The organism is Draconibacterium mangrovi (assembly GCF_010586825.1).
In the GTDB taxonomy this organism is placed as follows: Bacteria; Bacteroidota; Bacteroidia; order Bacteroidales; family Prolixibacteraceae; genus Draconibacterium; species Draconibacterium mangrovi.
In genome coordinates, this window is sequence record NZ_JAAAGB010000006.1 from 157,963 (window position 1) to 181,923 (window position 23,961).

Here is a 23,961-nt window from a genome sequence, read left to right on the forward strand (position 1 = left end):
ATTTTGTTTTACGTTTGATTCGGTTCGCTAAAATCAATTTCTGAATCACGAAACAAATATAGGGTGAGGGCTGTCAATCAATCCGTTAAAGGCCGGTTAAAATCTGTTAAGGAAAAGTTAAAATCTGCAATCGGCATGGGTAAATGCCTATATTTGAAGCATGAACAGAAAGCTTTTTACCGGATTAATCGTTTTGATGGGCATCTCCATTTTGGGGATTATTGCCGTTCAACTGGTGTGGATGAACAACGCCATCAGGGTAAAAAACGAGATGTTTGAACGAGGTGTTAACCAGGCGCTGCAGCAAACCGTAAGTCGTTTGGAAGATCTGCATAATTTTGGTGTGGTAAACGAAATGGTGTTTGCAGGGGATTCAACCGATCTGCTTCAGAATTTTGATTTCGATGTTGAATTTGATTCTGACTCGGATGATGAGTTAATTTGGAATGTTTCGCCGGGTAAAACACGAGTTTTTCGGCAGCGTACCGACTCCACCCGGCGGCCGGTAAAGATCATTCGCGAATTTGCACCCGACAATGATGAGGCCCGCATTGAAATTCATATTGATAATGATTCCGACAGTCGGAAAGTGCAGTCGTACACGTATAATCTAAGCAGTTCTACTACAGGGAAAAGCCATGTTGTAATTGCCGGCGATAATCCAGAGCCGGGAAGTGTTGTATTTGTAAAAAGCGACACAATAATAAGAAGTGCCGACTCGCTTTACACCATTAGTACTGTAAAGATCGATTCGCTGCTTACTGATCTGGATACTTTTCAGATTCTGGCTCCCGATATCTCAAAACGTGTAAAACTTAAGGCCACCAGCCTGAAACGAATGGCCAACAAAGTGGTTACAGAAGTTGCCACATGGGACGTGCGTCAGTTGGATGAAAACCTGATTTACGATGTGCTAAAAAAAGAGTTGGACGAAAACAATATCCCACTCGATTTTGAATACGGAATTTTTCGGGGCGATAAGTTGAGTTTCCCCAAACCGGTAACTGATTCGCTGGAGGTGGCGAACACCGTTTTTCAGACCCAGCTTTATCCCAACGATATTTTTCAGAAAGACATAAAATTGGCCGTTGTTTTCCCCGGCCGCGACAGTTTTATTTATCGCTCGCTAAACTGGTTGCTGATTGCCTCTTTTTTGTTCTCGGTGATCATTTTAATGACCTTTGCGCTCAGTATTTTTTACATTATAAGGCAAAAGAAAATTTCGGAGATGAAATCGGATTTCATCAATAACATGACCCACGAGTTTAAGACGCCTATTGCAACAATTTCGGTGGCAACCGATTCGATCACTAATCAGAAAGTGCTGGGCGATCCGGAGCGTATAAAATATTTTGCGGGTATGATTAAAAAGGAAAATACCCGCATGAACCGACAGGTGGAGGATATTCTTACCATTGCACGGCTTGACAAAAAGGATTTTGAATTTCATTGGGAAACCATTGATGTGCACGATCTCATCAGCGATGCCGTTCAGGGAATTAAATTGCAGGTTGAAAAACGAGGCGGAAAGATTGAGCTGGATTTAAAAGCCATTAATTCAATGGTGACTACCGACCGGATTCATTGTACAAATGTGGTTTATAACCTCATCGACAATGCCAATAAATATTCCGGCGATACACCTGAGATTACCGTGTCAACAATCAACCAGCAAAAAGGAGTGGTCGTTTCGGTAGCCGATAAAGGAATTGGTATGAACAAGGCGGTACAGGCAAAAATATTCGAGCGTTTTTACCGCCAAACCAGCGGTAATATTCACAACGTTAAAGGTTTTGGGCTGGGATTGAGTTATGTAAAAGCCGTGTTGGAAGCGAATCGCGGAACCATTTCCGTGAGCAGCGAACCCGGCAAGGGAAGCAAATTTGATGTATTTTTACCTTTTGTGAGGGAGTAAATGAGCAAAGTACAACACATATTTCTGGTGGAAGACGACCTGAGTTTTGGGGCGGTTTTAAAATCGTACCTCGAGTTGAACGACTACGAAGTTACCTGGGTTGACGACGGAAAATATGCGGTGGATAAATTCAAATCCGGGTCTTTTCAAATTTGTATTTTGGATGTAATGTTGCCCAATATCGACGGATTTACAATTGGCACAGAAATACGTAAGCTCGACGCAAATATCCCGATGGTTTTTCTAACTGCAAAAACACTGAAGGAAGATATTTTGAAAGGCTACAATGTGGGAGCCGACGATTATATCACCAAACCTTTTGATACCGAAGTATTGCTGTGTAAAATTCAGGCGATCATAAAAAGGCAGTCGGTTCAACCGGTAAATGATGAAACTGTTTTTTCCATTGGCATGTACGAATTTGATTCAAAACTTCGGGTAATCACTAGTAATGGGAATAAACAAAAGATGTCGCCCAAAGAAGCCGATTTGCTGAAATTACTCTGCCAAAATAAAAACGAACTGCTATCGCGCGAAACGGCACTTCGCAAGATTTGGGGCGAAGACGGTTATTTTACCGCCCGCAGCATGGACGTTTTTATTACCAAACTGCGCAAATATCTTAAGGACGATCCGAATATCGAGATAAAGAATATTCATGGCAGCGGATTTCTACTGGAAGTAAATTCCTGATCGGAAAAACAACAAAAATCTGCGTTATCTGCGTTCCTCTTCCTATCTTTAAGATTCAAATTGTATTTTATGAATGAAAGTAAGACTGCCATTATAACCGGCGCAGGAAAAGGAATTGGTAAAGCTATTGCCACAGGACTGGCGCAGCTGGGCTACCAAACCATTCTGGTGGGGCGAAATAAACAGAATCTTGAGCAAGTGGCACAACAGATTGGGAGTAGTGCAAAAGTATTGCAGCTTGATATTACCGATAAGCCAGCCGTAAAAGAAGCGATTGCAAAAATTGTTTCGGAAAATGGAAGTATCGATATTCTAGTAAACAATGCAGGAATTTATTATGACGGAACAGTGGATATTTCTGATGATGACTTTGAGAAAATGCTGGAGACCAATCTGACAGCCCAATTTTCACTATTGAAAGAAGTTGTTCCGGTAATGAAAGCACAAAAATCCGGTTACATTTTTAATGTGGCATCGCGAGCGGGGAAGATTGGTTTTGCCGGAAGTGGAGCTTATAGCGCCTCAAAGTTTGGGATGGTTGGTTTAAGCGAATCGCTTTACCGCGAGTTAAATCCGCTGGGAATTAAGGTAACAGCTTTGTGCCCGGGCTGGGTAAACACCGAAATGGCTTTTGATGCCGGAACACCTTTGGAAAGCGAGGAGATGATTCAACCAAACGACCTGTTTAAAACCATTGAATGGTTGCTGCAGCTTTCTCCCGGAGCCTGTGTACAAGAAGTAATTTTAGAATCGCCAAACAGTATAAGTTAAAAATTATGCCCATTTTAAAGGATCAACCACAATTAGCCGATTTTCAAAAATATGTTACTGCATTGGAGCAGGAGCGGGGTTTTGCCAAGCAAACTACCATCGATAAGTGCCTGTTGCTGGGCGAAGAGGTAGGCGAACTGTTTAAAGCCGTTCGAAAATCGGAAGGATTGCTCGTAGATTCAAATTCCAATTTCCCCGAAATTGCCGATGAGCTGGCAGACATTTTCATTTATTTGTGCGCCATTGCCAACCGCAAGGGAATCGATTTGGAAGAGGCTTTTCGCAGCAAAGAGGAAAAGAATAAAAAGCGTATTTGGGAAATTATATAAATGAACACAATAAGAATTCCATATGCTGAGATGCGAGCGGAGTTTGCCCGCATCCTTCTTAAAAACAATTTCTCGGAAGAAAAGGCAAAAAAGTGTGCAGAAATATTCGCAATAAACAGTCTGGAAGGAATTTATTCGCACGGCGTTTATCGTTTCCCTCGTTTTGTGGAATACCTGAAAAAAGGCTTCATAAAACCAGACGCTCTACCAGAAAAAGTTAGTGGTGCAGGAGCCATTGAACAATGGAACGGCAATCTTGGCCCCGGCCCTCTCAATGCAGAGTTTTGCACAAGGCAGGCAATGAAAGTGGCTTCGGATAATGGGATTGGATGCGTAGCAATTGCCAACACCAACCATTGGATGCGAGGCGGTACCTACGGGTGGCAGGCTGCCCGAAAAGGTTATGTCTTTATCGGATGGACGAATACCGAGAGAAATATGCCGGCATGGGGAGCAAAAGAAAGCCGACTGGGGAATAACCCCATGGTTTTTGCCGTTCCTTTTGGAACCGAAGCCATTGTTTTGGACTTCGCCATGACTCAGTTTTCATATGGAAAAATTGAAGCACTAAAAACAGAAGGAAAAGAACTTCCTTTTGCCGGAGGTTTCAATAAAAACAATGAGCTAACCAACAGGCCGGATGAAATTCTTGAAACGATGCGAGGATTGCCGATTGGTTATTGGAAAGGTGCCGGATTATCATTGTTGCTAGATATATTGGCAACCATTTTATCGGCGGGATTATCAACCAGTGAATTAAGTAAAAGAGAAAAAGAACATGGTGTTTCGCAGGTTTTTATAGCTATTGACTTGAAGAAACTAAAAAACTATCCCTCTATTGAAAGTACGATTTCTGTGATAATTGATGATTTTAAAGCCTCTGCCTTAATTAGTCCTGAAACTCCCTTAAAATATCCCGGCGAAAGGGTTGTTTATTTGCGTGAAGAAAACTATAGGCGAGGAATTCCTGTTGATCAAAAGTTTTGGGAGGATATAATATCCATGTAAAAAACGATAAACAAGCCGATGAAGTATGCTCCATCGGCTCGTTTTGTCTATTCGTATTCCTGCACAATTACGCCGGTTAAGCGTAACAGGGACGTTTGTGCGTTGATGAAATTATAAATCGCTTCCAGTTTTCCTTGCGATGCGCGAAGGTAAATTTCCTGTACATCACGGAAGTTGAACGAGTTAATGGCACCCGCTTCAAACTTGTCGCGCGAAATTTGCAGGTTAAGTTGTGCTGCTGCCAGGTTTTCGTCGGCAACCATCAGCAACTCTTTGCGTACCTGGTAAAACTCGAACAGATTGGCCAAACTGTTATCCAAATCATGTTGCATGTCGCTTAGCCGAATTTCAGAAATGTCGCTGTCGATCTCCGCAATTTGTAATGCACGTTTGCGGTTTCCTCCGCTAAATAAGTTCCAGCTAAGGGTGAAGTTACCGTAAAAGTTTGCCGAGTTTGCCCAGTTCATGTCTGCATCTCCAACTTTGATACCGGAGCGTGATCCGTTAACTCCACCGGAAAATCCTAAGGATGGTGAAAAAGAACTTTTTGCCGAAGCAATTGCATTATTGAGCAGGCGCTGGTTGATGTATTGGTTTTGCAAGCTTTTATTGTTTTCAATCATTTGCGCTCTTAAATCAGCCAGCGCGTAATCCTCGGTTATTGCTTCAAACTTATCGGTGTACTCGTAGTCAACAGCTTCTTTTTCGGCCATTAAATAAGCCAGGTTTCTTTTCGAGTTTTTGTAGGCCACTTCCTGCAGCAGATAACCTGCCCGGTCGGCCAGGTAGGCATTTTGCGCCTGCAAAACATCGTAAGTAACTGCCGATCCGTATTCTCTTTGCTGCTCAGCTTTCTGATACCGGTCTTGCGAAAGAGCCATTACTTCGTTGTAAGTTGCCAGAATTTCTTTCTGCAACAAAACATCGTAATAGGCAAGAATCACCGATTGAATAGTACCTTCAACCATAACTGCCGTATTGTTTTTCGACAGGTTCTCCAACTCCTCCAAACGGGTTTTGGTAATACTTACCGAAAAGCCATCAAAAATAGTCCAGTTAACCGATGCTCCGCCCGATAAGCCAATGGTGGTGGTGTTGTCGCCATCGACTACCCGCAGCGAATTATTGTCGCCCAGCGAAAGGTTGATGTAGGGATAGCGGCCTGCCGTTCCCCAGTTGTTTTCAATCACGGCAACACGTTGGTTTTCTTTGGCAATAACAATGTCGTAGTTGTTTTCCAAAGCCTTGCTAATGGCATCGGTAAGTGTAAGTGGCTGCTGGGCCTGCGCAAACAAACCCATCGCCATTATCAGTAAAAGTGTTACTATCTTATTCATTGGTGTCCTCCTCTTCATCTTCTTCGTGATAAATGCTGTTATCGATTTTGCGTTGTGCATTTTGCCATGCAACTTCCACGTGCTCGCGTTCAAATGTTCTGCCGTACCACTGTTCGTGAACAAATTTTCGGATATCGTTCAGCACCAAAATAAGTGCCGGGAAAAACAACAGTATAAACAGGGTTCCGAAAGCAACTCCATATACCAGCGAAATGGCCATTGGAATAAGGAACTGCGCCTGGAAACTGGTTTCGAGAATAAGCGGATACAGCCCGAAAGCAGTGGTTAGCGTAGTTAAAATAATAGGACGAAGCCGTGATTTTCCGGCCTCAACAATGGCATCTTTTACTTTTAGACCTTCCTCGATAAGGAGGTTGTATTTGGCAAGCAGCACAACCGCATCGTTAACAATTACACCGGTAAGTGCCACAATTCCCCACAAACTTAAAATTGAAAGCGGTTTGCCGTGAATACCATGTCCCCAAACAGCTCCCAGTATCGAAATCGGGATCATAATAATAATGATCATAGGTTGTTCAAACGAACGGAAACTGATCATGAGGATAAAAATAATAGCCAGGAAAGCCATCGGGAAAAGGAAAGCCAGGTCGCTCATGTTTCGTTCACTTTCACGTTGCTGGCCCTGGAAAATTACCGTAATTCCCGGGTAAAGCACTTCAAGTTCGGGTATTACTTCTGCTTTAATCAGATCCAGTGTTTCGGTAACCGAAGCATCCGGATCAACCATATCTGCATTTACCCTGATTTCGCGTTTTCCGTTAAAGCGGTTGATGTTTACCGGACCACGTTTCATATCGTAATCAACCAGTTCCATTAAAGGGTATTCACCTTGCGGTGTTTTAACTTTCATTTTTTCCAGCTGACCGATGCGTTCCCGTCCTTCAGCCGGGTAACGCACCCAAATACGAAGTTCGTCGCGGCCAACCTGCAGGCGTTGTGCCTGTCCGCCGTAAAATGCCTGACGTACCTGCCCGGCAATGTAGGTTTCGTTCAGGCCAAGCATGTACGCTTTTGGTTTTAGCTCCAAAAGAATTTCCTGTTTACCCAAGGCATTTGAATTAACTACATCTTTTAACTGCGGGTATAACAACAGTCTGTCCATGAGGTAATCGCGTGCAGCTTCCAGCTCTTCTGTATTTCTCGACATTAAACCGATAGAAACCGGATTTCCAAAACGGTTGCTGGCACCAATGGTAAATTTTTCTGCTTCGGGAACTTTGCCAATTTTCTGATTTAGCCGGCGGATAATTTCAAATGAACTGATTCCTGTTTCTTCCGAGTTTCGTGGCGAGATATCTATGTTCCCGCAATGAGCACCACTTTCGTCGCGACTAAATGCCGATCCCAGATTGATAATGCTGTTTTCAATAATCGGCAGTGTGTCGTTGTATTCTGCCATCATCTCTTCGTTTACCACCCAAACAATACTGTCGAAACGCTCTAGGTATTCCATGGTTTGGCGTTCGCCGGAACCCGGGGTAAATGCAATGTTAATGTTGAAAGAGTCGAATTCCATTCGTGGAAAGAACGTTGTTTTAATCAGCTGTCCGCCAATCAGTCCCAGTGTAATTACAATCATTGCCACCGGAATACCCAAAACAATGTAACGCCATTCCAGAACCAGTTTTATAACCCGATCGTAGGCATAATCGCGCAACCAGGTAAAAAAGCCTTCGGTATATTTTCGTAATCCTTTTGCTTTTCGGTGAAGTGTTTTTCTGTTAAGTACCTTTTCGTTTCCAAGGTGAGCCGGAAGAACGAGGAATGCCTCTGCCAGCGAAATGAGCAAACTGGCAATTACAATTATTGCCATTTCATACATCATTTCCATGCGGCCGGTAATAAAAATTAGCGGAGAGAAAGCAACAACGGTAGTTAATACCGATGAGGTTACAGCCGGAATAACTTCCACTGTTCCGTCAACGGCTGCCCGCATGGGGCTTTTCCCCCGTTCGAAATGCTGGAAGATGTTTTCTCCGATCACAATTCCATCGTCAACCAGAATACCGATAACCAGGATCATTCCAAAAAGCGACATCATATTAATGGTGACGCCAATCATATTTGCCACTATAAACATTCCAAGGAACGATGCAGGAATCCCCCAGGCAACCCATAACGAAAGGCGGGTGCTAAGCATGATTCCGAGGATAAGAACCACCAGGATCAATCCCATGCCACCATTGCTGTAGAGAAGATCGAGACGCGATTTTAACAATTCGAGATACGAACGCGAGTAGATCAATTTAACGCCGTGTGTTTCTGAATTAAATTCTTCTACATATTCCCGAATGTACTGATCGATCTCGTCAAGATCTTCCGTAATCAGCTTCATTACGTTGATGTTGATCAGCGGATTTCCTTTCTCCAGTGCTTTGTTGGGCACATCCGAGAATTTCATTTTTACCGTGGCAATATCGTTAATACGAAGCACGCTTCCATCGGGATTGGCACGTAAAATAATGTTGCCAATTTTATTCGGATCAGCACTCCGCGAGCGCAAACGAATTAACAGCTCTTCATCTTGCGATCTTAGCTGTCCGCCCGAAACATCGCGGTTGTTATTGGTAATGGCATTTTGTAAATCGTTAAAAGTTAGTCCGTAGCGCAACAGATCTTCCTCCTCAGCTTCGACAGAAATTTCGAGGCTTGGGAAACCCGAAATGGTAACCTGGCTCATAATTCCCGATCCCAGGAAATCTTCTTCCACCTGTTGGGCGTACGATTTCAGTGTCATTAAATCAACGTCGCCGGTAACCAGTAAACGTGCCGCCGGCGAGGTAGTCCGCGTTTTTGCCACAATGGGGCGTTCGGCCGCTGTTGGTAAGGCCGAAATTCCATCAACGGCATTTTTTACTTCAATAAGTGCTTCGTCAATATCGTATCCGGGCTGAATTTCAATTCGTATACTGGCACTGTTTTCTGCCGATACCGAATTGATTTCGTAAATACCGGGAATAGCTCTCACTGCTTCCTCAACGCGCGAGGTAACCCCTTCTTCCATTTCAACCGGCGATGCCCCCGGATAGGCTACACGAACGGTGATCATATGCGATTCGCGTTCGGGGAAGAAAGATTTCTTCATCGAAAGAAAACTTATGCTACCCACCACGATCAGGAAAAGCAGGATCAGGTTGGCGTAAAATGGAAATTTTACAAATAGTTCAACTATCTTCTTCATTGATCTGTCTCCTTTTTCTATTGAGGTTTAGCCTGGTTTCCTGGTTTTGGCTTGTTGTTACCTTCTTCGCCCAGAATATTAACCGGAGTATTTTCCTTTACATTGATCAGTGGTTCCGAAACCACTTTGCTTCCTGCCGGCAGACCATCAAAAATCAACGTTGTTTCGTTGCGTTTAATCACGTTTATTTCGCGTTTTTTCAGTTCGCCATCGATGACAACATAAACAGTACTTGAGTTAAAAACTGCACCGCGTGGGATTTCCATAGCATCGGCAATTTTTTGTCCGGGGAAAGTTACTTCATAGATCTGCCCCGGAAGAACCTTGTCAGAGTCGGCCTGACCCACTTGAACAAAAACGCTAAGCGACTGTGTTTCTGCTTCAACAAAATTTGATTTTCGCACCACCTTGCCGGTAATTTGTGAATCGTCGAGATTGGAGTGAATAAACACTTTATCGCCAATTTTTATCCACTCGCTGTCTTCGTTCGGAACCGGAACTTCAATCTCAACATGGTCGGTACGAATCATTCGTGCAATTTGTCCGCCGGTGTTTACATATGATCCGGTTTCGTAATTTACTTGCGTAAATGTTCCATCGAAAGGCGCATAAAGCGTATGACGTTTCAATTTTTTCTCATCTTGTTTAATACTGTAATATTCGGTTAATACGCCCTGACTGGCTAAAAACACTTTTAGTTTTTCATCTTTTACTACCGGCATTTCAGGCAGGTCGTTATCCAGATCGATGGCTCTGAAAAATGTTTCGTAAGCATTTAACTGATCCGGAAAATCTACTTTCATGTCGGGTAATAATGAGGTCATTGTTGTAAGAAACTTTGCTTTGCGGGCTTTTAAGGCAAGCTCTACTTCGTCTTTGTAGATTTCGGCTAGTAGTTGTCCTTTTTTAAAGGATGTACCTTTTCGAAGTACAACAGCTCCCGGTTCAATTTTCCCCGATGCCTCAGCAACCAGTAACACTTCGCTGCCCGATACGGCGCGTCCTCCGGGGAGGGAAAGTGGTGAGGTAATTTCTGAATAGTTAACTGTTTCCACTTTTACCGATCGTTTCATTTCAACATCGGGCCGTTTAGGTTGCTCCGGTTTCATTGAAACGAACAGTTCTGATAATGCCGCTGCTCCTCCTAACAAAACAATAAGGGCAACAACAATAAAGGTAGTTTTTCTCCAACTCATGGCTATTTTGTTTTATTTGAATTTTTTAATCAACATAGGTTTATGTGGCGAGTACAAAAATCATTATTTTTTTTAAGTGACAAATTTTATTTTGTAAAAACGACACATTAATCGCCCATTTTTAATCTGCACAGTCTCCAAACAAGTATTTACAAAGACCATTTTGTTTGAGCTTGGTTTAATTTGAAAATAACTATTTATGATTAGCAGAAACACAAAAAAACATAAGATGTTTACCAAGAGTAACTTTCGATTGTTTAAAACCTTGTTGCCCGGTGTGAAAATGCGGGCACTGGCTTTTGAAGAGCAATCGATTATGTGTGAATTTGAATTGGAAAAGGGTAGTGAATTGCCGTCGCACGGCCATCCGTGCGAACAAACCGGTTATCTTATTTCCGGGAAATTAAATTTTCGTATCGACAAAGAGTGGTTTACTGCCGAACCCGGCGACAGCTGGTGTATTCCGTCAACTATTGAGCACCAGGTTGAAGTGCTGGAAGAAGCTAAGGTTTTGGAAATCTTTACCCCAATTCGTCCGGATTATTCACCGGATGAAAATATGGGGTAAGGAAATTGTAAGATTTAATGGAAATCAAGTATCATTCTTTTGGGCGAGGGATTGCCTTCGCCGAAATGAAAAACCTAAGTGATAAAATATAGGTTTTTGCTTAAAAGAAATGCTAACTTTGCAGGCTTGTTTGCGAGAAGCATAAAAAACAGATGCAAATACTTGAATTTGATACGGTTGTAATAGGAAGTGGGCTGGCTGGATTGTCGGCTGCTTACCACTCTTCAAAATACGGACGCGTTGCGATAGTTACCAAGTCGCAGCTCGATGTCAGTAATTCGTATTATGCGCAGGGAGGAATTGCTGCAGCCATTGCCGCAGAGGATTCTCCCGGGCAACATGCACAAGATACATTGGTTGCCGGGCGTGGTATTTGCGATCACGATGCGGTAGATGTTTTGGTTAACGAGGGTCGCGAACGTGTTCAGGAACTAATTGACTTGGGTATGCAGTTCGATAAGAAAAACGGCGAATTTGTATTGGGGCTTGAAGGCGGACATACCAAACGACGCATTTTACATGCAGGCGGCGATGCCACCGGAAAAGAGTTGACTTTGTTTAAACTGCGTCTTATTCAGGAGAAAAAGAATGTAGAGGCTTTCGAGTACGTGGTGGCAGTAAAATTGCTGAAGCACAACGATGCCATTGTCGGACTTCAGGCCTACGATTTTAAAACCAACAAAAATATCATATTCAAAACCAAAGCCGTAATTGTTGCAACGGGTGGTATGTCGCGGGTTTTTGCCCGGTCAACAAATCCGCACACGGCAACAGGCGATGGAATTGCACTGGCTTACGATGCCGGAGCTCGGCTGGCCGACCTCGAATTTGTTCAGTTTCACCCGTCGGCTTTATACTTGCCAGGAAAAGAAGCGTACCTGATTAGCGAGGCAGTTCGTGGCGAAGGAGCGTGGCTTTTGAATGCCAGGGGCGAGCGTTTTATGAAAGATATTCATCCGCTGGCCGAACTGGCACCGCGGGATGTGGTTGCCTACAGTATTTTCAGACAAATACAAAAATCGGATAAGGATCATATCTTTTTGTCGCTAAAACATTTGGATAAGGAAAAGATCAGGAACCGATTTAAAAATATCGACAGGCACTTGAAAGAGTTTGGTTTCGATTTAACCGAAGATAATTTGCCAATTGCTCCGGCAGCACATTATATGGTTGGCGGAATTCGTACCAATCTCGATGCTGAAACAAATATTTCGGGCCTTTTTGTTTGTGGCGAAGCCGCATCAACCGGAGTGATGGGTGCCAATCGTTTGGCAAGTAATTCCTTGCTCGAGTGTTTGGTTTTTGGGAAGCGTGCCAGCGAAAAAGCTGCAAAACTGGTGGCCCCGGAGTATTTGCTCGAAAAGCCCGAGCCGGTAACGTTGGATGCCAATAACGAACAGTTATTTCTGAAGTATCAGAATGAGTTGGCACAAATTATGTCGAAAAATCTGGGGATTGTAAGAAACCGGGAAGGCCTGGAAAATGCACTCAGCCGTTTTTCTGAAATTGTTTCAGAATTCGACATCGATCAACACGAATACAATTTAATTAAGATCAGGAATATGTCGCTCATCAGTAAACTCATTACGCAATCAGCACTGGTTCGCGAAGAGAGCCGTGGCGGGCATATCCGGGAAGATTTTCAGAAGGAGAATCCTGATTTTAAAACACATATTATTCAACAAAAAAACAAAAACATTGAGTTTGAACCCATAAGAAAGTAAAGCTATGATGGATGAGAAAACATTAAAGTCGGCCGAAGTTTTATTCGACATGGCTTACGCCGAAGATATTGGCGACGGAGACATAACTACCAACAACCTTATTGATAGTAACGATGTAAAAACTGCGCAGTTTGTAGCAAAAGAAGAAGGTGTTGTTGCCGGTTTAGAGGTAGCAGAAATGGTTTTCAGAAAATTCGACAAAAATCTGCACTGGCAGGTATTTATGCCCGATGGCAGCCATGTTGTGCCTGGCGATGTTATTGCCGAGTTCAAAGGTACGTACCGTGCATTGTTAACCGGCGAAAGAAAAGCCCTTAACTTTTTGCAGCGTTTGTCGGGTATTGCAAGTTATGCCAACCTTTGTATGAAAGAAATTGAAGGTACTAAAGTTGAAATTCTGGATACCCGAAAAACCTTACCCGGATACCGCTATCTCGATAAATACGCGGTTCGGATGGGAGGTGCCTCGAACCACCGTTTTGGTTTGTACGATATGGTGATGATTAAAGACAACCACATTCAGGTGGCCGGAAGCATTACAAAGGCTGTTGAAGCTATTCGTAAAAAAATTCCAAAAAGTATCAAGATCGAGGTGGAAACCACAACCATCGACCAGGTAAAAGAAGCACTGGCTGCCGACGTTGATATTATCATGCTCGACAATATGCGTTCGACGATGATGAAAGAGTGTGTTGATATTATCGATCGTCGTGCCAAAATTGAAGCATCGGGGAATATGACCATCAAACGTATTCGCAAAGTGGCGCATACCGGAGTTGATTATATTTCGATAGGTGCATTAACACATTCGGTAAAAGCACTCGACATCAGTCAGCGTATTATTGATTAATGAACCTCGTAATTGATATAGGCAATACACGAACAAAGTATTCGGTTTGTACGAAAAGCGAGGTGGTAAAAACGGTATCGGTTGATACCTTTTCACCTGCGTTAATCGCTACATTAAAACAAGAATACGAGGGGTTGGCTAGTGCAATTCTTTCGGCGGTAAAAGATTATCCCGATGAATTAAAAGTTACTCTTACCGAACAGTTCGAAGTATTTATTGAGCTGAACGCTACAACGCCATTGCCTGTAGAAAACTGTTACGAGTCGAAAGAGACATTGGGGAAAGACCGCATTGCGGCAATTGTAGGAGCTTTCGAGCTGTATCCCAAAACAAATGTTTTGGTTATTGATGCCGGAACAGCAATTACCTACGATTTGTTAACCGCCGAGGGGAAATACTTGGGCGGAAATATTTCACCTGGTTTAGAGATGCGCTTTAAAGCATTAAACCAGTTTACAGGAAAACTTCCTAAAGTAGAAAAGGGAGTTATTAAAGAACTAATTGGAAAAACAACCGAGCAGGCAATTAGAGCCGGAGTACAACACGGCATTGTGTTCGAAGTAGACCATGCAATTACCTCATTTAAGGAAAATTATAATAATTTAAAAGTTATTATGACCGGGGGTGATGCCGAATTTTTTGATAAGAAATTAAAAAATTCTTTCTTTGTACACTTTAATTTAACCAGTATTGGTTTAAACCGCATTTTACAACATAATGGGGAGACTAAGTAGAGTAAGTTTTTTTATCGCCGGGTTACTATTTATCCCGGCTGTATTGTTTGCACAGTTTAATAATAATACCACATCGCCGTATTCGCGTTATGGTCTTGGTGATTTACAACCTTATTCGCTCGGACGTTCGTCGGCAATGGGGGGAGCAAGCCTTGCAAGCAGGTACAACATGCAGATAAATGCGGCCAACCCCGCCAGTTTTACATCGCTTGATTCGCTCAACTTTATATTTGAGTTTGGTTTGGAAGGCAAATTTGCCAATAACAAAACCGAAAGCACAAGTATGAAGACGAACGATGTTAACTTCAAGTATTTTGCCATGAGTTTCAGGATAAACAAGTGGGCGGCAACAAGCTTAAGTTTAACACCTTTGTCCGATGTAGGTTACTATGTAACTTCTACTGCCGATATTGAAAATGTTGGAAACGTATATAATACCTATTATGGTGCCGGAACGATTTCGAATGCCAAATGGGGACTTGCCATCGAGCCGATTAAAAATATATCTGTTGGTGCGAACCTAAACTATCGTTTCGGGCAATTAAACCGAAATACGGAAGTAACTTTCGCCGATCCAACATTCTATAATGTACAACGTTACTCAACAGTTCGTATTCGCGACTTCGGATTGGATCTGGGGGTACAGGCAACCCTCCCAATGAAAAATGATAAAAGTTTAACATTTGGACTGGTGTTCGCTAATTCGCCCGAATATACCGACTTTGTATCCGATATTATTCAAAAGAACCTTTCGTACGGTGGTGCACTGGATCAGGACACTTTGAAGTACCGCGAAGAAGAAAAGGGAACGATGACTTTCCCAATGACGATAGGCGGAGGACTGTCGTTGGCAAAAAAGAATGTGTATGAAATAAATGTGGATTATTACCACGAAGGATGGGACAACACCAAATTTTTGGGAAGCAAAAGTAATTTTTTAACAGATTTAAATAAATTTGCGATTGGGGCTGAGTGGATTCCGGATAAGTTTTCGATCAGAAGTTTTGTAAACCGAGTTGCATATCGCGCAGGTTTTAAATACGAACAAACTTACCACACCTTTGCCGGACAGCATATAAATGACTTTGGCATAAGTTTTGGGGTTGGCCTACCACTGTATCGTTCTAACTCAACACTTAATTTAAGTGCCGAGTTCGGGCAAAGAGGGACAAAAGAGTATAATTTAGTACTTGAAAAATATGCAAAAGTTAATGTAAGTGTAAGCTTGCACGACTTGTGGTTTATGCAGCGAAAAATTGACTAGAATTCAAAAAAAGAAAAACAAATAAAACTCATTATGAAATCTATTTTACGCATATCTCTTTTAATCGCGGCAGTTGTAATGGTCGGTATTACAGTTGCACAGGCGCAAAGAGTTATTAAAGGAACTGTTTACATCGACGGAGAACCGGCAGCTGGAATTACTGTTGAAGCCCATAAAGGTGGAGAAATGATGACCAGTTTCGATGGTAAATACGAAGTTGAAGCCGATGAAAAATCAAAATACATCAGGTTTACATTTATCGATGAATCAAAACGACTAGACATTGAAGGCAAATCGGGCGATGTGTTTGATTTTGCATTTAGTGGAAGTCTTCCTTCGGGCGATGCTGAAGAAGTGGAAACAGGAGAAGTGAACCTGAGTACATTGGAAGAACTGATGAAAGCACAGGATAGAGATTTCTTAAATGAGCTATCGTTATATACCGAGTTCTTCAAACAACAGGATTATAAATCAGCTATTCCTCACTGGCAAAAGCTGTATAACATGTATCCTAAATCTACCATGAACCTGTATATTCACGGTTCGAAGATTTACGAGCACCAGATTGAAAATGCCACTACCGACGCTGAGCGCGACAAGTACATTGATTTGTACATGAAATTGTACGACAAACGGATGAAGTATTTTAACGACCGCGGTAATGTATTGGGTCGTAAAGGTACATCGTGGTTAAAATACAAATTAGACCAGAACAGAGATAAAGCTCCTGAGGGTGATGCGTTAAAAGCGGTTCACAAATCAGCTTACGAGTGGTTATCAGAATCGGTGAAGCTGCAAGGCGACCAAACCGAGCCACCTGTTCTTTTAGTTTATATGCAAACGACTGTTGCGCTGTTCAAATTGGGAGAGCTTCCAAAAGAGCAGGTTGTTAAGAATTACGAAGAGGCTACTTCAATAGGAAATGCTATTGTTGAGGCCAACGAAGATGCTGATAAAGTGAAACTAACGCAGGAAACAGTAATACCTTATATCGAAAATATTTTCGGAAAATCGGGAGCTGCTGATTGCGAAGCTTTAATAAGTATTTACGAACCTCAGTACCGCGAAAATTCAAGCGATGCCGATTTTATTAAATCAATGTTACGTCGTTTGGGTAGAGCTAACTGTACTGAAACGGAACTTTTTGGGTTAGCTACCGAGCGTTTGTACGAACTTGATCCGTCAGCAGAAGCAGCATTTAACATGGCTCGTCGTTTCCTGAAAAAAGACGATGTTGAAAAAGCACGTGAATATTACCAAATGGCTATTGACCAAGAAACTGATGATAAATTAAAAGCTACTTACCATTACGAGCGCGGTTTGGTTCGTTATACAAAAGATGGTAACTATGTTGGAGCCCGTAACGATGCCAGAAGAGCTCTTGAGTTGGATCCTGATTTATGTGATGCAAACATGCTGATTGCAAACATCTATGTTGCTGCCTCGCAAAAATTCGAAGGATCGGCCATGGAGAAATCAGCGGTATTCTGGTTAGCAGCCGACTATTTCGCGAAAGCGCGTCGCGGCGAAGACTGTGCAATTGATGCAGCAGAAAACCTTAGAAAATACAAAGCTTATTTCCCTAACAAGGAAGAAGCATTTATGGAAGGGCTCCAGGAAGGTTCTACCTATCACGTAGGAGGTTGGATTAATGAAAACACAAAAGTTCGCTTTTAAAATATTGCAACTGATAAGAATGTCTCGTATTGCAGTTCCCGTGTTGGGAACTGCAATACTTTTCTTTGCGTGTAAGAAAAACGACATTGACAAGATAAAAGCTTTTAGTTCCCCCGAAAATTTGCCGATTTTAGAGGCAACAAATTTCGAAACACTCTCCACCGATTCAGGTACCATTCGCTTTTTACTTAAGGCACCAAAATTACTTCGCTTCGAAAACGAAGGCAAAACATTTCACGAGTTTCCCGAGGGTTTATTGCTGATTAAATACGACGAGAACCATAAAATAACTTCAAGTATTAAGGCCGATTATGCCAAGGAGTTTATTAAAGAAGAAAAGTGGGAAGCCAAAAATAACGTGATCGTTACCAACGAAAAAGGCGATTCGCTAAAAACCGAACACCTTATTTGGGACGAAAAACATGAAACAATCTTCACCGAAGAATACGTAAAGATTATTAGTGCCGACAAAATTATAACCGGAACAGGATTAACATCTGACCAGAATATGCAAAACTGGAAAATTACAAATCCGAAAGGTGTTATTTATGTGGCGGTAGATAATAAAAACCAGCCGCAGCCAATGGGTAGCAACATTGAACAGCCAGCGGCAGAAATTAACGATCCGGTAATTTCAAAAACGCCACCCAAAAAAGCTGTAAACTTTAACTAGTTATTTATGAACCCATATTTGCTGATTCTGATAACGATCATTCTCTCGGCCTTTTTTTCAGGAATGGAGATTGCTTTTGTTTCAGCGAATAAACTGCGCCTTGAGCTTGATAAACAATCCGATCCGTTTAGCTCAAAATTATTGAAGTTTTTAACCCATAATGGAGGGCAGTACATTGCTACCATGTTGGTTGGCAACAACATTGCGCTTGTGGTTTACGGTATCGCTTTTGCTACAGTTTTAGAGCCAGTTTTGCTAAATTCTATCCAGTCGGAGTCATTGGTTTTATTGCTGCAAACAATCATCTCAACTTTTGTAATTTTGCTGTTTGCCGAGTTTTTACCCAAAACATTATTCCGCATTTTCCCCAATACGCTGCTGAATGTTTTTGCTTTACCACTAGTTTTTTTTTATGTAGTATTTTTTCCGGTAACACGTTTCTCAATGGGCATAACCAATTTTCTGTTGCGAAATGTTTTTAATACCGAACCAGGCAACGAAGACAAAAACAAAGTGTTCCGCAGGATTGATCTCGATGAGTTCATTAAAGAGAACGACCGGACAAATGCCGAGCATAAGGAATTGGTTGAAACAGAAATTAAACTGTTTAAAAATGCACTCGATTTCTCGAAAATAAAGTTGCGCGAGGTAATGATTCCGCGTACCGAAATTGAGATGATGGAAACCGGCGCCTCGATAAGCGATTTGCGGCAAAAATTTGTGGAAACCGGTTATTCACGGATTCTGATTTATAGCGAAAGTATCGACAATATAATTGGTTATGTGCATTCGTCGATGTTGTTTAAAAACCCGCAAACCATCGATCCGTTTATAAAAAATGTATTGATTGTGCCCGAAACCATGCCGGCAAATAAATTGCTGAGTACTTTTATTCAGGGACACCGGAGTATTGCAATTGTTGTTGACGAATTTGGCGGAACCGCAGGAATGGTGACCAGCGAAGATATTTTGGAAGAAATATTTGGTGAAATTGAAGACGAGCACGACGTAAAAGATATTGTTGAAAAGAAAATAAGCGATACCGAATTTATTTTTTCAGCACGAGCCGAAATCGATATGCTGAATGAAAAATATTTCCTCGAACTTCCCGAAAACGAAGAGTTTGAAACACTTGCCGGTTTTATACTTTACAACTACGAAAGTATACCAAAAGTGAACTCGGTTATAAAAATCGAAAAATTTCAGTTTAAAATCCTAAAGGCAACCAATACTAAAATCGAATTGGTAAAACTCAAACTTCTGGATGATTAATTTCATAAAACGTTGCGAAGATAAAGTGCTGGAAATCTGACGATTCTGAGCTCGTTTCGGGCATTGGTAAAAAATTTTCGATAATGGAGGTAAAACAGTTAAAATTATTATCTTCGTAGCTCGAAAAATTCAAACGATTTTAGACAAAAAATAACTGTAAATCAATGGCAACGTTACAAAACATTAGAACGAAAGCAGGATTGTTAGTAGCAATTGTAATCGGTTTATCATTGGCAGCGTTCATCCTTGGAGATTTGTTACAAGGAGGTTCGTCAATGTTTCAGAGAAACCGCTTAGAAGTTGGAGTAATTGATGGTGAATCAATTCAATATCCTGAATTTCAGCAAGAGGTAGAAGAGCTGGGGGAGATATTCAAACAAAACTATGGGCAAAATCAGTTAGATGATAATACCTGGTCACAAGTACGCGAACAGGCATGGCAACGAAAAATTGCCGAGATCGTAATGGGCGAAGCCTACGAAGATCTTGGAATTGAAGTTAGCTCAGAAGAGTTATTCGACATGCTTCAGGGCGCAAACCCGCACCAAATTGTTCGTCAGATATTCAGCAATCAGCAAACAGGTCAGTTCGATCGTACTGCGGTAGTTCGTTTTCTGAAAAACATGGATACTGGTTTAGTTTCGCCTGAAGACCGTGCATCATGGTTAAACATCGAAAAACAAATTGTTGAAGAACGTACGCAAAGCAAATACACTTATATGGTGGCAAAAGGTATGTACGTTACCGGCGAGCAGGCTGAAGCCAGTGCAACTGCCGGAAACAAATCGGTTAATTTCGATTATATCGCTTTGCCACACAGTACAGTTGCCGACGAAGATGTTACCGTTACTGAAACTGACCTGAGAGATTATTACAACGCACATAAAGAAGATTACGAATCGGAAGCCAGCAGAAGAATTGAATACATTGCTTATCCGGTAGAACCATCGGAAAAAGATTTTGCTGATGCTGAAGAGTGGATCACAGATATTAAAGCTGATTTTGAAGAAACTGAAAACACTATTCAGTTTATTGATACCAACTCAGACATTAGCTTTAACGATGTATGGGACAAAAAAGACGACCTGCCGGAAGCTGTTGGTAACTGGATTTACGACGAAGGTGCTGAAGTTGGATCAGTTTACGGCCCTTACAAAGAAGGCGAATCATTCACTTTGGTAAAATTGTACAAATCGGAAATGATGCCTGATTCGGTTGAGGCGCGTCATATTTTGTTGCAAGTTACAAATCAAGCCGAAGCTATTCTTGCACAGCAACTGGCCGACAGCTTGAAAACAATGATTGAAAACGGTGCTGATTTTGCTGAACTGGCACGTACCAATTCAGCCGATCAGGGATCTGCAATCAACGGTGGCGATTTAGGTTGGTTCCAGCGTGGTCAAATGGTAAAACCATTCGAAAATGCAGCATTTAACAACACTACTGATAGTGTAACAATGGTTGCAACGCAATACGGAATTCACCTTGTACAAACTACAAAACGTGGAAAACTTACCCGTCAGGTGCAGGTGGCCTACCTTACCCGCAATGTTGAGCCAAGTACAAGAACATACCAGAATGTGTATGCTAAAGCAAGCCAGTTTGTTGGTGAAAATCCAACTGCCGAAGCATTTAACGCTGCAGTTAGCGAACAAGGTCTTACAAAACGAGTAGCAAATGTTAGCGAAAATCAACGTACGATCGTTGGTTTGGAAGATGCTCGTCCGTTAATTAGAGCTGCCTACGAAGCTGAGGTTAATGATATTTTGACTAACAACCAGGATTCACGCATCTTCGAACTGGGCGACAATTTTGTAATTGCCATTTTAGCAAGCAAAACTGAAAAAGGAATTGCTCCTTTCGAAGACGTAAAAGCACGTGTTGAGTTAGCAGTAACAAAGGAGAAAAAAGCTGAATTGTTGGTTGAGAAAGCAAAAGCTGCTTTAAACGGCAATGCAGATTTAGCCGCTACCGCTTCAGCGCTTGATACTGAAGTTCAAACAGCAAACGCAATTAACTTTAACTCGTTCTCGGTTCCCGGAATTGGTTTGGAACCTGCCGTAATTGGAACAGTTGCAGCACTTGATGTTGACGAAGTATCGGAACCAATTGAAGGAAACAACGGTGTTTATGTTGTAATGCCTACTTCGGTTAGCGAAGGTGCAGGTGTTGACGTAGCTGCCGAGAAAATGCGTCTGGCGCAAACAAGCACTTACCGTGTTGGTTCGGAAGTATTTAATGTATTCCGTAACTCGGTAGAAATTGAAGACAAAAGAGCGAAATTCTATTAGTAGAATAACGCACAACAATAGTAGAAGCCGTTCCTTTTTTAGGAGCGGCTTTTTTCTTAGTCGCAAGTCTGCTTCAGAATTTATAGACTAAGCCTGATTGTACCTCTCAACAGGTACCTGGATTTGTTCAGATATGTTTTGATGAAATAAAAAGAAGAAAGCACATTCTATACTATTTTTTAGGAAAAAACGTTAAGTTTGACGATAAACCTTTATAATTCAATGCTATGAGAAATACACTATTGGTCGTTTTGGGCTTGTTGATTCTTTTAATCACTGCCTGTAAAGAAGTTGATAAGAGAACCATCACATCCGATGAAGCCACTGTTTTGGTAATGGAAGCTGCAACTGCTTACAGTATTTATAGTTCCACGCAGGAAGAAGGAACCAGTGCCGGTTTTCAATCGGAGGGCATGTTGAAAAGCGCTACAACTACAAACGAAAATTATCCCCAAATTTCTATTGAGCCACTCGATCTTACCTCCTGGCCAAAAACCATAACTGTGGATTATGGCCCTGAAAATATTTTGGGATTAGATAACCATGAGCGTAGAGGGAAATTGATTATTACTGCCGATAATTTCCCGGGAGTTAGCGGAGCTGAATGGGAAATCACCTTCGACGATTTTTATCACGACGACTATAAAGTAGAAGGCGTGCAAACCATTGCTTACAGCGGCCCAAATGCCAGCGAACACCCGGTATATAACTGTACCGTAAGCGATGGAGTAATTACTGCACCTAATGGTGAAAGGTTTTATTTCGAGCAACAAACACAGCGCGAATGGATAAGTGGCTACGATACACATATGGTAACAAGTGGTGAAACTTCCGATTTTTGCGATGATAATTTCCAAATAACAGGAACCCACAGTGGAACGAGCTCCGACGGATATGCCTACACCATGTCTACAACAACACCACTGCTGATTAGTAATTGTTGCCGTTGGATTAAAGAAGGAGTGCTGTATATTGGCCTCGAGGATTACGACCTGAGTTGTGAAATTGACTACCGGCCTGCAACGGATACGGGTGACGACTGTAATAATCTGGTCAGTGTTACCGTATTCGGAGAAAGCGTAGCGGTTAATCTGCCATAATGAGATAGTATCTGAAGATTTTCCCCAATCCAGGCTGAAAGTAAGAGACCGGGGCTGTATAAATGATATAAATACAGCCCCGGTTTTTTGCATGATACGCCGACAATGATTGGGGAAGTAAATGGCGAATCGAATTTTTCCCTGTTTAAACTGTGGTGGGCTGTTCGGGATGCAGCATTGATTCTCCACGGCTGTAGAGCTGTGTTTTGAAAATATTTTTTCGTTTCCGCAGCGGTGGAGAAGGATTTTGAAAGTTTATTTTTAACTCGACCGCTGTCGAGTTAAATCCTGAAAGTTTTTTTTGTTGCCGACAGCTGTCGAGTTGAAAATCAGAAATATTTTTGCTGTCGACAGCAGAAATCATCGATTTTGAAAATTTATTTTGTTGCCGACGGCTGTCGGATTAAAAACTGACAGCTGATTTTGTTGTCGACAGCGTCGGGCTTCATTGCAACGATAAATTTTATCAACACTGTGCATATGTCATACCGACAGGCCGGTATAAACATTAAAGCTGGCATTTTGTACGAAAACTGCACTTTGAGTTGAATACAAAAAAGAAACCAACCAACGCTCATACCTTCCTTTTACCAATAACAAATTGTAGCCAGAGCGCAATTCAACAGGATTGATGTTTCAAAGCTATTGCATTCCTGATTTGTATTTTTATATTTATCGAGATAGCTATTAAAAACTGAACAAACAAGGCTGGAAAAACGCAAAAATACCCGGGAACGACATGACTGAATTTACAAGATCGATACTGTTATTACTTGTTTTATTAAATCCGTTTTTGGTAATTGTTTATTTAATCGACATAGTTCAAAAGCTCGATAATAAACAGTTCCGGAGGGTTTTAATTCGTGCCGGGCTTATTTCGTGTATTGCATTTTGCAGTTTTGCTGTGCTGGGCGATCGGATTTTCTCCGACGTATTTCAAGTTCGTTTTGCTTCGTTTCAGTTGTTTGGTGGTATCGTTTTCCTGCTCATCGGGCTGCAGTTTGTTTTTCGGGGGCCAACCGCTATTGAGATATTGCGTGGCGAATCGAAACACATTGCCGGAGCCATTGCCATGCCGGTTTTAATTGGCCCCGGTACCATTAGTGCCAGCGTGGTTATTGGAAAACGTAACGATATTCTTATGTCGTGCGCATCCATCGTAGTGGCGGTTATGCTGTGTATTCTGGTTTTGGTGGTATTAAAATTTTTGCACGATGTAATTCGCCAAAAACGGGAAGAATTAATTGAGCGCTACTTCGATTTGGCCGGACGTATTACCGCGCTGTTTGTAGGTTCTGTAGCCATTGAAATGATTATGGCGGGCGTAAAATCGTGGCTGAATATTCACTGGAGTTAG

General features: G+C 41.9%; 19 protein-coding genes. 16 read left to right on the forward strand and 3 right to left on the reverse strand.

The window, feature by feature from the left end; translation table 11 throughout:
- Window positions 1-160: 160 nt before the first annotated feature.
- The 5 genes from G4420_RS15720 to yiaK all read left to right on the forward strand — a co-directional run bounded on the left by G4420_RS15720 (window position 161) and on the right by yiaK (window position 4,716).
- The gene (locus tag G4420_RS15720) at window positions 161-1,915 is read left to right on the forward strand and encodes a sensor histidine kinase (RefSeq protein WP_163324896.1); all 1,755 of its coding nucleotides are present in this window, start codon (window positions 161-163) and stop codon (window positions 1,913-1,915) included.
- Window positions 1,916-2,608 (forward strand): response regulator transcription factor, encoded by a 693-nt coding sequence (locus tag G4420_RS15725; RefSeq protein WP_163324897.1) that lies wholly within the window; start codon window positions 1,916-1,918, stop codon window positions 2,606-2,608.
- A 69-nt stretch (window positions 2,609-2,677) separates the two neighbouring features.
- Window positions 2,678-3,379 (forward strand): SDR family oxidoreductase, encoded by a 702-nt coding sequence (locus G4420_RS15730; protein ID WP_163324898.1) that lies wholly within the window; start codon window positions 2,678-2,680, stop codon window positions 3,377-3,379.
- 5 nt (window positions 3,380-3,384) lie between these two features.
- The gene (locus G4420_RS15735; RefSeq protein ID WP_163324899.1) at window positions 3,385-3,708 is read left to right on the forward strand and encodes a MazG nucleotide pyrophosphohydrolase domain-containing protein; all 324 of its coding nucleotides are present in this window, start codon (window positions 3,385-3,387) and stop codon (window positions 3,706-3,708) included.
- The gene (yiaK, locus tag G4420_RS15740) at window positions 3,709-4,716 is read left to right on the forward strand and encodes a 3-dehydro-L-gulonate 2-dehydrogenase (protein ID WP_204273715.1); all 1,008 of its coding nucleotides are present in this window, start codon (window positions 3,709-3,711) and stop codon (window positions 4,714-4,716) included.
- A gap of 47 nt (window positions 4,717-4,763) precedes the next feature.
- Here yiaK and G4420_RS15745 read toward each other — a convergent pair whose 3' ends face one another.
- Genes G4420_RS15745 through G4420_RS15755 form a run of 3 tightly spaced genes read right to left on the reverse strand, consistent with a single transcriptional unit; the run spans window position 4,764 to window position 10,451 of the window.
- Window positions 4,764-6,053: a TolC family protein gene (locus tag G4420_RS15745; protein WP_163324900.1), complete on the reverse strand. Its 1,290-nt coding sequence runs from the start codon at window positions 6,051-6,053 to the stop codon at window positions 4,764-4,766.
- The gene (locus G4420_RS15750) at window positions 6,046-9,255 is read right to left on the reverse strand and encodes an efflux RND transporter permease subunit (RefSeq protein WP_163324901.1); all 3,210 of its coding nucleotides are present in this window, start codon (window positions 9,253-9,255) and stop codon (window positions 6,046-6,048) included. The genes G4420_RS15745 and G4420_RS15750 overlap by 8 nt, the downstream gene beginning before the upstream one ends.
- Before the next feature lie 17 nt (window positions 9,256-9,272).
- Window positions 9,273-10,451 carry an efflux RND transporter periplasmic adaptor subunit gene (locus tag G4420_RS15755; RefSeq protein ID WP_163324902.1) on the reverse strand — a complete coding sequence of 393 codons (1,179 nt, stop codon included), beginning with the start codon at window positions 10,449-10,451 and terminating at the stop codon, window positions 9,273-9,275.
- A gap of 229 nt (window positions 10,452-10,680) precedes the next feature.
- Between G4420_RS15755 and G4420_RS15760 the strand changes: the two genes are divergently transcribed.
- From G4420_RS15760 to G4420_RS15810, 11 genes are all read left to right on the forward strand, one after another.
- Window positions 10,681-11,019 (forward strand): cupin domain-containing protein, encoded by a 339-nt coding sequence (locus G4420_RS15760; protein ID WP_163324903.1) that lies wholly within the window; start codon window positions 10,681-10,683, stop codon window positions 11,017-11,019.
- Between the two features lie 152 nt (window positions 11,020-11,171).
- A complete protein-coding gene (gene nadB / locus G4420_RS15765) occupies window positions 11,172-12,743 on the forward strand; it encodes an L-aspartate oxidase (protein WP_163324904.1) in 1,572 nt (523 codons plus the stop codon).
- Window positions 12,744-12,747: 4 nt separating this feature from the next.
- Window positions 12,748-13,593 carry a carboxylating nicotinate-nucleotide diphosphorylase gene (gene nadC / locus G4420_RS15770; protein WP_163324905.1) on the forward strand — a complete coding sequence of 282 codons (846 nt, stop codon included), beginning with the start codon at window positions 12,748-12,750 and terminating at the stop codon, window positions 13,591-13,593.
- Window positions 13,593-14,327, forward strand: coding sequence for a type III pantothenate kinase (locus G4420_RS15775; RefSeq protein WP_163324906.1), 735 nt, complete (start codon window positions 13,593-13,595; stop codon window positions 14,325-14,327). Before nadC ends, G4420_RS15775 begins: the two co-directional genes overlap by 1 nt.
- Window positions 14,311-15,591, forward strand: a complete 1,281-nt coding sequence (locus tag G4420_RS15780; RefSeq protein ID WP_163324907.1) for a hypothetical protein — start codon at window positions 14,311-14,313, stop codon at window positions 15,589-15,591. The genes G4420_RS15775 and G4420_RS15780 overlap by 17 nt, the downstream gene beginning before the upstream one ends.
- A 33-nt stretch (window positions 15,592-15,624) precedes the next feature.
- Window positions 15,625-17,268, forward strand: coding sequence for a tetratricopeptide repeat protein (locus tag G4420_RS15785; protein ID WP_163324908.1), 1,644 nt, complete (start codon window positions 15,625-15,627; stop codon window positions 17,266-17,268).
- 19 nt (window positions 17,269-17,287) lie between these two features.
- Entirely contained in the window at window positions 17,288-17,941 is a 654-nt protein-coding gene (gene lptC, locus G4420_RS15790) for an LPS export ABC transporter periplasmic protein LptC (RefSeq protein WP_163324909.1), read from the forward strand.
- Between the two features lie 6 nt (window positions 17,942-17,947).
- On the forward strand, window positions 17,948-19,213 hold the full coding sequence (locus tag G4420_RS15795; RefSeq protein ID WP_163324910.1) for a hemolysin family protein: 1,266 nt from the start codon (window positions 17,948-17,950) through the stop codon (window positions 19,211-19,213).
- 164 nt (window positions 19,214-19,377) lie between these two features.
- Complete coding sequence (locus G4420_RS15800; protein WP_163324911.1) at window positions 19,378-21,504, forward strand: peptidylprolyl isomerase; 2,127 nt, start codon at window positions 19,378-19,380, stop codon at window positions 21,502-21,504.
- Between the two features lie 227 nt (window positions 21,505-21,731).
- A complete protein-coding gene (locus G4420_RS15805; RefSeq protein WP_163324912.1) occupies window positions 21,732-22,604 on the forward strand; it encodes a hypothetical protein in 873 nt (290 codons plus the stop codon).
- A 739-nt stretch (window positions 22,605-23,343) separates the two neighbouring features.
- Complete coding sequence (locus G4420_RS15810; protein WP_163324913.1) at window positions 23,344-23,961, forward strand: MarC family protein; 618 nt, start codon at window positions 23,344-23,346, stop codon at window positions 23,959-23,961.